Origin of the sequence: Microbulbifer sp. (assembly GCF_036563125.1) — a bacterium.
Classification (GTDB): Bacteria; Pseudomonadota; Gammaproteobacteria; order Pseudomonadales; family Cellvibrionaceae; genus Microbulbifer.
On sequence record NZ_DATCMV010000193.1, the window covers coordinates 22,074 to 31,472 of the forward strand.

At 60.5% G+C, this 9,399-nt stretch carries 8 protein-coding genes; all 8 read left to right on the forward strand.

The window, feature by feature from the left end; translation table 11 throughout:
- Positions 1 to 211: 211 nt before the first annotated feature.
- The 8 genes from mrdA to lipA all read left to right on the forward strand — a co-directional run bounded on the left by mrdA (position 212) and on the right by lipA (position 8,921).
- On the forward strand, positions 212 to 2,128 hold the full coding sequence (gene mrdA, locus VIL80_RS16560; RefSeq protein WP_332037198.1) for a penicillin-binding protein 2: 1,917 nt from the start codon (positions 212 to 214) through the stop codon (positions 2,126 to 2,128).
- The gene (rodA, locus tag VIL80_RS16565) at positions 2,121 to 3,266 is read left to right on the forward strand and encodes a rod shape-determining protein RodA (protein WP_332037199.1); all 1,146 of its coding nucleotides are present in this window, start codon (positions 2,121 to 2,123) and stop codon (positions 3,264 to 3,266) included. Before mrdA ends, rodA begins: the two co-directional genes overlap by 8 nt.
- Before the next feature lie 156 nt (positions 3,267 to 3,422).
- Positions 3,423 to 4,412 (forward strand): lytic murein transglycosylase B, encoded by a 990-nt coding sequence (mltB, locus tag VIL80_RS16570; RefSeq protein WP_332037200.1) that lies wholly within the window; start codon positions 3,423 to 3,425, stop codon positions 4,410 to 4,412.
- Between the two features lie 145 nt (positions 4,413 to 4,557).
- Complete coding sequence (locus tag VIL80_RS16575; protein WP_332037201.1) at positions 4,558 to 5,457, forward strand: septal ring lytic transglycosylase RlpA family protein; 900 nt, start codon at positions 4,558 to 4,560, stop codon at positions 5,455 to 5,457.
- A gap of 77 nt (positions 5,458 to 5,534) precedes the next feature.
- On the forward strand, positions 5,535 to 6,686 hold the full coding sequence (locus VIL80_RS16580; RefSeq protein WP_332037202.1) for a D-alanyl-D-alanine carboxypeptidase family protein: 1,152 nt from the start codon (positions 5,535 to 5,537) through the stop codon (positions 6,684 to 6,686).
- Positions 6,687 to 6,875: 189 nt separating this feature from the next.
- Positions 6,876 to 7,157, forward strand: a complete 282-nt coding sequence (locus VIL80_RS16585; RefSeq protein ID WP_332037203.1) for an HP0495 family protein — start codon at positions 6,876 to 6,878, stop codon at positions 7,155 to 7,157.
- Positions 7,157 to 7,879 carry a lipoyl(octanoyl) transferase LipB gene (gene lipB / locus VIL80_RS16590; RefSeq protein WP_332037204.1) on the forward strand — a complete coding sequence of 241 codons (723 nt, stop codon included), beginning with the start codon at positions 7,157 to 7,159 and terminating at the stop codon, positions 7,877 to 7,879. Before VIL80_RS16585 ends, lipB begins: the two co-directional genes overlap by 1 nt.
- Positions 7,872 to 8,921, forward strand: coding sequence for a lipoyl synthase (gene lipA / locus VIL80_RS16595; RefSeq protein ID WP_332037205.1), 1,050 nt, complete (start codon positions 7,872 to 7,874; stop codon positions 8,919 to 8,921). Before lipB ends, lipA begins: the two co-directional genes overlap by 8 nt.
- Positions 8,922 to 9,399 lie beyond the last annotated feature (478 nt).

Genomic DNA, 9,399 nt, shown 5'->3' on the forward strand with positions numbered 1-9,399 from the left:
TCGGCCGCGAATACACGCTCCCTGCGTGCATATCCAAATCCGGTTGAACTTGCGCGCGCAGCCCCTGTCTTAAGCGGCTGGCGCCGGCTTGTTTTGCCGGCTCGCGGTCCCGCCGGGGCGAATGTCCCGGCGCAGGAGGCTCCGCAGGGACGATAAACTTGTGTACACTTCGTGGTCATTTTCGCGCCACCGATGATCCCACTGCACCGAAATGTCTGAAAACCTGCGCTTCAAAGACCATTACACCGAGCAGCGGCTGTTTCGCAACCGTATGCTGGTGGCCATCGTTGGCGTGGTGGCGCTGCTCGGCGTACTGGTGGCGCGGCTGTACAACCTGCAGATCGTCAATTACGAAAACTATCGCACCCAGTCGGACGAGAATCGTATCCAGGTGCGACCGGTTCCCCCCACCCGCGGCCTGATTTACGACCGCAACGGCGTGTTGCTGGCGGATAACCGCGCCAGTTACACCCTCGCCATCGTGCGCGAGCGCATCAGGGATCTGGATGCCACCCTGGAACTGCTTGGCAGCCTGGTGGAGATGGACGATGACGACGTGGAAAAATTCAACCGTCGCCTGCAGCGCCGCCGCCCGTTCGAACCCGTACCCCTGCGCTATCGCCTCTCCGAAGAGGAAATCGCCCGTATCAGCGTCAATGAATTCCGCCTCCCCGGAGTTTCTGTCGAAGCAGAACTGGTGCGCTACTACCCGGAAACAGAACTCTTCGCCCACAGCGTCGGCTATGTGGGGCGTATCGCCGAACGGGATCTCACCGCGTTCTCCGAGGAGGATGTGCGTCGCTACCGCGGAACCCAGAGCATCGGCAAGGTGGGGCTGGAGCGCTCCTATGAGGACCTGCTGCTTGGGGAAGTGGGCTTTGAAAACGTGGAAACCAATGCTCGCGGCCGCGTGCTGCGGGTGCTGGAGCGCCACGACCCCAAACCCGGCGCCGAGCTGACCCTGCATCTGGATACCCGCCTGCAGCAAGTGGCCACCGATGCCCTCGGCGAGCACCGCGGTGCGGTAGTGGCCATCGATGTGAAGACCGGCGGCGTGCTGGCGTTTGTGAGCAAGCCGTCCTACGACCCCAACCTGTTTGTTACCGGCATCAGTTTCAAGGATTACAGCGAGCTGCGGGACTCGCTCGACGTACCGCTGTTCAACCGCGTGGTGCAGGGCCAGTACCCACCCGGTTCCACGCTGAAGCCGATGATGGGCCTGGGTGGCCTGGCCGCCGGGGTCATCACCGCCAATACCCGGGTTCCAGATCCCGGCTTCTTCCGCCTGCCCAACGATACCCGCATCTACCGCGACTGGAAGCGCTGGGGCCACGGCAAGAACATCGACCTGATCGAGGGACTGGCGCAGAGCTGCGACGTGTATTTCTGGGATATGGCCTCGCGCTGGAATATCGACGGCATGCACGACATCGCCACTCGCTTCGGCCTCGGCGAAAAGACCGGTATTGACCTACCGCGGGAGTATCCGGGGATTTTCCCGTCCCGCGAGTGGAAGCGCGGCGCCCGCGGCACGGCCTGGTACCCGGGTGACAGCCTGAATGCGGTCCTGGGGCAGGGGTTCGTGCTGGCCACGCCGCTGCAACTGGCGGTGATGACCGCCACCATCGCTAACCGCGGCACCCACTACCGCCCGCAGATGGTGATGGCCATCGACGGCGTGGAGCAGCCGCCGGAAGTACTGCACCACGTGGAGGCGCGCCAGGAGCACTGGGACCTGGTGTTCAAAGGCATGGAGCAGGTGGTCAAGGCCGGTACCGGTAAAAATGCAGGCGCCGGGCTGGATTTCCGCGTAGCGGGCAAGTCTGGTACCGCGCAGGTGGTGGGTATCGCCCAGGGGGCAAAATACGACTCGGAAGCGCTCAAGGAGCGCCACCGGGACCACGCACTGTTCATCGCCTTCGCACCGGTGGACGACCCGCAGATCGCGGTGTCGGTACTGGTGGAGAACGGCGAGGGCGGTGGCCGGGTTGCGGCACCGGTGGCACGGGAAGTGCTGGCGGACTGGATGCAGCGGCCGTTTGAAGATACCGCCGGCCTGCCGTCATGGCGGCCGCCGATGGCGCCGCTGACAACAACACCGTTTGAGGAGGTTCGCGCCCGTGGCTAGTCGCGACTATATGCACCGGCTGCCGGACATGGGTAGCAGCCTGCGCCGCCCGGAGAGTCTCTCCCGCCGCTGGCATATCGACCTGCCGCTGATGCTGCTGTTGCTGATACTGGCCGGGGTGGGGCTGGTGGTACTTTACAGTGCCTCCGGCGAGGAAATTCACTATGTGAAGCGCCAGGCGGTTTTTATGGGTCTGGCATTTACCGGCATGGTGATTGCGGCGCAGATTCCGCTGGAGTTTTATCGCCGCTGGTCGCCCTGGTTCTATCTCGGCGGTTGCTGTCTGCTGGTGGCGGTACTGTTTGTGGGCGTGGGTGCCAAAGGGGCGCAGCGCTGGCTGCAGATCGGCGGCTTCCGCTTCCAGCCTTCAGAGGTACTGAAGCTGGCGGTGCCCATCTCCGTGGCGGCCTTCCTGCACCGGCGCACATTGCCGCCATCGCTCTTCACCATCGTGGGGGCGCTCGCCATTATCGGGGTGCCCGCACTGCTGATCGTGCGTCAGCCAGACCTGGGGACCTCCATCCTGATTGCCGCGTCCGGTATTTTCGCGCTTTACCTGTCCGGCCTCAGCTGGAAGATGATTGGCAGCGCCGGGCTGCTGGTCGCGCTGGCCGCCTGGCCTATGTGGATGTGGGGCATGCGCGACTACCAGCGACAGCGGGTACTCACCCTGTTCAACCCGGATGCGGACCGCCTCGGTGCGGGCTGGAATATCTTCCAGTCCAAAGCAGCTATCGGCTCCGGCGGATGGGCCGGCAAAGGCTATATGGAGGGTACCCAGTCACAGCTGGATTTCCTGCCTGAGAGCCATACGGATTTCATCATCGCCGTACTCGCGGAAGAATGGGGCATGCGCGGGGCGCTGATTCTGCTGACCCTGTACCTGCTTATCATCGCGCGGGGCATCTATATTAGTTTTACGGCCCAGCATGTGTTCGGACGCCTGCTGGCGGGCAGTATCACCCTCACATTTTTCGTGTATGTGTTCGTGAATATCGGTATGGTCAGCGGCCTGTTGCCGGTGGTGGGTGTACCCCTGCCACTGGTGAGCCACGGCGGCACATCGGTGATCACGCTGATGGCGGGCTTCGGTATCCTGATGGCCATCAGTACGGAAAGACGCAGAGTACTTTTTTGATCCGCAGCCTGAATGTTTTCAGCTGCGGTTCAGGCCGGCTTCATTTTTTGTCGTGTATCGTGCCACTTTTTGGCGCTTTTGCAGTCACAACAGCGAATTGATTTTAATAACGAAAGAAGTTGCCGGAAGTACCTTATGAGAACAGGAGCGGTTGTTTTGAAATGGACCACCGGATTATTGGCGGGCCTCGGGCTAGTGCTCGGTGCTTGCGCGCAGGAGCAGGGGCATGGTGAAAACGCCCAGGCCCAGGCCTTTATTGATTACATGGTGGCCGAACATAACTTCAACCGCGAGGAACTCCAGGCCCTAATGCAGGAGGCCAAGCGCAAGGACTCCATTCTCAACGCGATCAAACGCCCCGCGGAAAAGGCCAAACCCTGGAAGGAATATCGCGAGATTTTCATCACCAGCGCGCGTATTCACGGCGGCGTGGATTTCTGGGACAAGAATTCGGAAGCGCTCAAAAAGGCCGAAGAAAAATACGGCGTACCGCCGGAACTGATTGTCGCCATCATCGGTGTGGAAACCCGCTACGGCGGCAATATGGGCAGCTACCGGGTGCTGGATGCGCTTTCCACCCTGGCCTTCGACTACCCCCGGCGCTCCAAGTTTTTCACCAAGGAGCTGGAGAACTACCTGCTGCTGACCCGGGATGAAAAAATCGACCCCACCTCGCTAAAGGGCTCCTACGCCGGCGCCATGGGCTTCGGGCAGTTTATGCCCTCCAGTTATCGTCACTACGCGGTGGACTTTAACGGCGACGGCCGTGTGGATATTTGGACCGATACCGAAGACGCCATCGGCAGCGTGGCGAATTATTTTGTCGAGCACGGCTGGAAAGCCGGCGAACCGGTGACCGTGATCACCCAGCCGGCGCCGAATGCGGACATGACCATCGTCAATGACGACCTGGAGCCGAAATGGACCGTGGGCGAACTGGAAGCCAAGGGTTTCCCCACCACCGCCAAGGTAACCAAGGAAATGCCCGCCAATGTGTTTTCACTGGATACGCGGGATGGGGAACAGTACTGGATTGGGCTGAATAATTTCTACACCATTACCCGGTACAACCACAGCCGCCTGTATGCGATGGCGGTGTACGAACTGGGCCAGGAAATCATCAAGGCGCGCGGCGGACGCTCCTGATTCCGGGGACAGTCTTCACAATCTAATGCATTAAAACGCGCCGGGGACCAATACAGTGTCCGGCACCGGCTAAAACTAAAAACTCGAATAACGAGTAAGACAATCGCGGTTGTGGGCGCTGTTGGACCTGCACCGGGGGGAAGCCATGAAAAAAACAATTGCCCTGGGTACAGCCCGGGTTAGCGCTGCTTTTTTGCTGACATTACTCACCGCCTGCAGCACCGTGCCGATGAAAACCGCGGATAAGCCCGCGGACAAGGGCGACATCCCGTTTGACCAGATGCGTGACGGCTATCCGGATATTCCGGTGGATATGCTGGCCACACCCGAGGTGACGCCGGTGCGCGAGCCTATCGGTGTAGCGGGCAACAAGTCCCCATACGTGGTAGATGGCGTTCGCTACAGCGTGCTTAACAAAGTGAAGGGCTACCGCGAGCGCGGTCGCGCCTCCTGGTACGGCACCAAATTTCACGGGCGTAAAACCGCTAATGGCGAGGTCTACAATATGTACGCCCTGTCTGCCGCACACAAAACACTGCCGCTGCCCAGTTACGCCAAGGTGACGAACCTGGACAATGGCCGCAGTGTCATTGTGCGGGTCAACGACCGCGGGCCTTTTGTCCCGGGCCGGATCATCGACCTCAGCTACACCGCCGCACAAAAGCTCGGTTACCTGGACAATGGTACCGCGCGGGTGGAAGTGGAAGCGCTGGACCCGGACAGCCTGCCGAGTGCCACCCAGACACTGGTGTTGGAAAAAGACGCCGCTGCGCGCAAGGGGTTACCCCAGGACGCCAGCTTCAAACTGCCAGAGAACACGTACCTGCAGATCGGCGCATACAGCTCCGCAAGCCAGGCGGAAGAGATGCGCGGCCAGCTGGCCGCTGCATTCGGCTATCCTGTATCCGTCAGCCCGGTTAAGAGCGGCGAAAAAGTGCTCTACCGGGTGCGTATCGGGCCCATCGCCCAGCAGCGGGTACTGGCAGCATTGCGGGAGTCCGTAGAGCAGAAACAATTCGGACAACCCCAGGTCGTGGTGGATTAACCGTTCCACCCGCAACGCTTATTCCGGCGGACGCCGGAATTTTGACACTCATTGAACGCAAGGATAAAGAGATACCCATGTTCAAACGCTTATTTGCCTGCCTGCTCCTGATTGTCAGCACCAGTAGTGTGGCCCAGGCCGATAAACCGCTGATTCCGGCTCCGCCACAGTTAGCGGCGACGGCCTACATTCTGATCGATGCCCACACCGGCCAGGTCCTGGTAGAGCACGACGCCGACAAGCAGATCCCCCCGGCCAGCCTCACCAAAATGATGACCAGCTATATCGTGTCGGAAGAGCTGGACAAAGGCGCCATCAAGGAACAGGACCCGGTGAACATCTCCGAGAAGGCCTGGCGCATGGGCGGCTCCAAGATGTTCGTCAAGGTAAACGACAAGGTGCCGGTGATCGACCTGCTGCGCGGTGTCATCATCCAGTCCGGTAACGACGCCAGTATCGCGCTGGCGGAGCACGTTTCCGGGAGCGAAGAGGTATTTGCCGAGGTGATGAACCAGCAGGCCGAGCGTCTGGGCATGACCTCCACCCACTTCGTGAACGCCACCGGCTGGCCGGCCGAGGGTCACATGACCACCGCCCGCGACCTGGGTACCCTGGCGCGCGCGTTGATCAACGACCACCCGTCGCACTACGCGCTCTATTCCGAGAAGTATTTCCGCTTCAACGGCATCAACCAGCCCAACCGCAATCGCCTGTTGTGGCGCGACCCGGCGGTCGACGGTATCAAGACCGGCCACACCGAAGAGGCTGGTTTCTGTCTGGTGGCCTCTGCGGTCAAACGCGGTATGCGCCTGATTTCAGTGGTCGTCGGCACCGACAGCGATGAGAAGCGCGCGGCCGAGACCCAGAAACTGCTGGCCTACGGCTTCCGCTACTTCCAGACCCACAAGGTGTACGGTGCCAACGACGTACTGCAGACCGAGCGCGTATGGGGTGGCAAGGCCGACACCGTGGGCGTAGCGGTGCAGAACGACGTTTTTGTCACCATCCCCCGCGGCGGTGAGGAGAGCATCAAGGCCGACCTGATCGTCGATGGCGAACTGAAAGCGCCCCTAGCCAAAGGTCAGCAGGTGGGTAAAGTAATCGTGACCCTGGACGGGCAGACCGTTGCCGACGTACCCGCGGTGGTGGCGGAAGATGTGGAAGAGGGCGGCTTCTTCAAGCGCCTGTGGGATTCCATCAAGCGCTTTGTAATGGGCTTCTTTCAGTAACAGATACTGAAATTACACGCGCTAACCCGGCGGCATCTGCCGCCGGGTTCTGTTCAAAGCCGTTTCTGCTGCAATCTTTCTTCCCTGTCCAGCCCCCTGTCGGCACTGTATAATCTGCGCCCGGCCGCAATCCCCTCGCTGGGTTCGCCCCGCGTCTCCACTTCCGACCTGCGGCCCTGTGAGTGTGGTATGACCCAGGATTCAGAACAGCAGCCCCCGAAAATCGAATTTCCCTGCGAAGACTACATGGTCAAAGTCGTGCGCGACAGCGAAGGCCATGTGCATGAGTTCGTGCTCGAAGTCATGCGCCGTCATGTGCCGGACCTGGATGAAGCCAGGCTGAAGCACACGCCAAGCCGCAACGGGCGCTTCACTTCCATGACCTTCTTCATCGTCGCCACCGGCGAAGCGCAGCTGAAGGCACTGTTCGAAGAGCTCAAGGCCCACCCGGGCGTGCATATGGTGCTGTGATGCCAGTACCTCAACCGGCCATCTGCAATCTGGGGCGGCGCGAATACGAAACCGTATGGCGCGCCATGGCCCACTACACCGATACCCGCGGCAACGAGGCCGGGGATCAGATCTGGTGCGTTGAACACCCCCCCGTATTCACTCAGGGCCAGGCCGGCAAGGCCGAGCACCTGCTCAACACCGGTGACATCCCGGTGGTGCAGGTAGATCGCGGCGGCCAGGTCACGTACCACGGTCCGGGCCAGCTGGTGGTTTACCCGCTACTGGACCTGCGCCGCGGCAAGATCGGCGTGCGCGACCTGGTCAGTGCACTGGAAGACGCCACCGTGGATATGCTCGCGCAATACGGCATCGTTGCCGCGCCGCGCGCCGATGCCCCCGGTGTGTATCTCACCGAGGGACTGCGTGCGGGCAGCAAGATCGCCTCCATCGGCCTGCGCGTGCGCCGCGGCTGCTCCTTCCACGGAATTGCAATCAATATCAACATGGACCTGGCGCCGTTCCTGCGTATCAATCCCTGCGGTTACGCGGGCATGCAGATGGTGCAGATGGCCGAACTGGTCCAGCCCACCCCGGAGTGGTTGGGCGTGGCAGAGAAATTTGTCGCCGCGCTGGCGCGCAGGCTGCAATTGCCGGAGGCCCAGTGGCAGCCGGTAGACGAGAACCTTTTTGCGGTGCCCGGAACAGCCTCCGCTGCACCATCAGGAACAAGCAATGTCTGAACGTTTTGATGCCGACAATCCGGAAATCATCGCCACCTCTGCTGCGGTGGAAACTGTGGCACCGGAAATCAGCCCGGTAAAGCGCACCCGCCGCCTGCAGCAGGGGGAAAAACTGCGCGATGGCGACAAGGTTGAACGTATCCCAGTGAAAGTGATCGCCAGCGACCAGTTGCTGCGCAAGCCGGACTGGATTCGCGTCAAGGTGCCGTCGGTCAAGGCGTCCCAGGAAGTAGACCGCATCAAGAGCATCCTGCGCTCACAGAAACTCGCCACCGTGTGTGAAGAGGCCAGCTGCCCCAACCTGGGTGAGTGCTTCAGTGGCGGTACCGCCACCTTCATGATCATGGGCGAGATCTGCACCCGCCGCTGCCCCTTCTGCGACGTGGGCCATGGCAAGCCGAACCCACTGGATCCGAACGAGCCCCAGCACCTGGCGGAAGCCATTGCCGCCATGAGCCTGCGCTATGTGGTCATCACCTCTGTGGATCGTGACGACTTGCGCGACGGCGGTGCCCAGCACTTTGCCGACTGTATCAAACGCTCCCGCGAGCTCTCGCCCAACCTGCAGGTGGAAATTCTCACCCCGGACTTCCGCGGCCGTATGGAAGTGGCACTGGATATCCTCGAGGCCGAGGCCCCGGACGTGTTCAACCACAACCTGGAAACCGTGCCGCGCCTGTACCGTGAGTCCCGCCCCGGCGCCAACTACAAGTGGTCGCTGAAGTTGCTGCAGGAATACAAAAAGCGTCGCCCGGACGTGCTCACCAAATCCGGCTTGATGGTAGGGCTCGGTGAGACCCGCGAGGAAATCTTCGAAGTGATGGACGACATGCGCGCCCACGATATCGATATGCTGACCATTGGCCAGTACCTGCAGCCGAGCAAGGAGCACCTGCCGGTACAGCGCTACGTGCACCCGGACGAGTTCGAAGAGTATCGCCGCTACGCCGAGCAAATCGGCTTCAAGCATGCCGCCTGCGGCCCGATGGTGCGCTCTTCCTACCACGCCGACAAGCAGGCACACGGCGAAAAAGTCAGCTGAATTTCCCCTCCGCAAAGTACGCTACAGGGTTCATCGTTGCACTCAACGATGAACCCTGCTGCGATCAAGAGGGGGGAGCTCCATACGAAAATCATGGTGCTCCCCTCCGACGATTACCACTGCACTATAGACAGGTTGGGCCGCCAAGCTGCGGTGTAGACCTTCCTCTGATCCTCTTCCCCAAATCAACTTCGATCATCCCCTCTTATTCAATATTCGCCCCCCCTCAGTGGATACTCCCGTCGTGTTCAGAAGCCTATGGCTTGTGTGCACGGAATTGAGCGGCGCAAGTATTTGATTTATAAAGACTGCGATACTGAAAACAAACCCATGTGAGAGCCCGTAAACAAAGGCGTGAGGCTTGTTTAGCTGTGAGCTGTTTTGATAAGTCTTTACTAACTTATTGAATTTAAATAATTTTATTGGTTCTTTATGTGGTGCGAAGGGGTGTACACAAGCCTTTGACAACAAGAGCCCA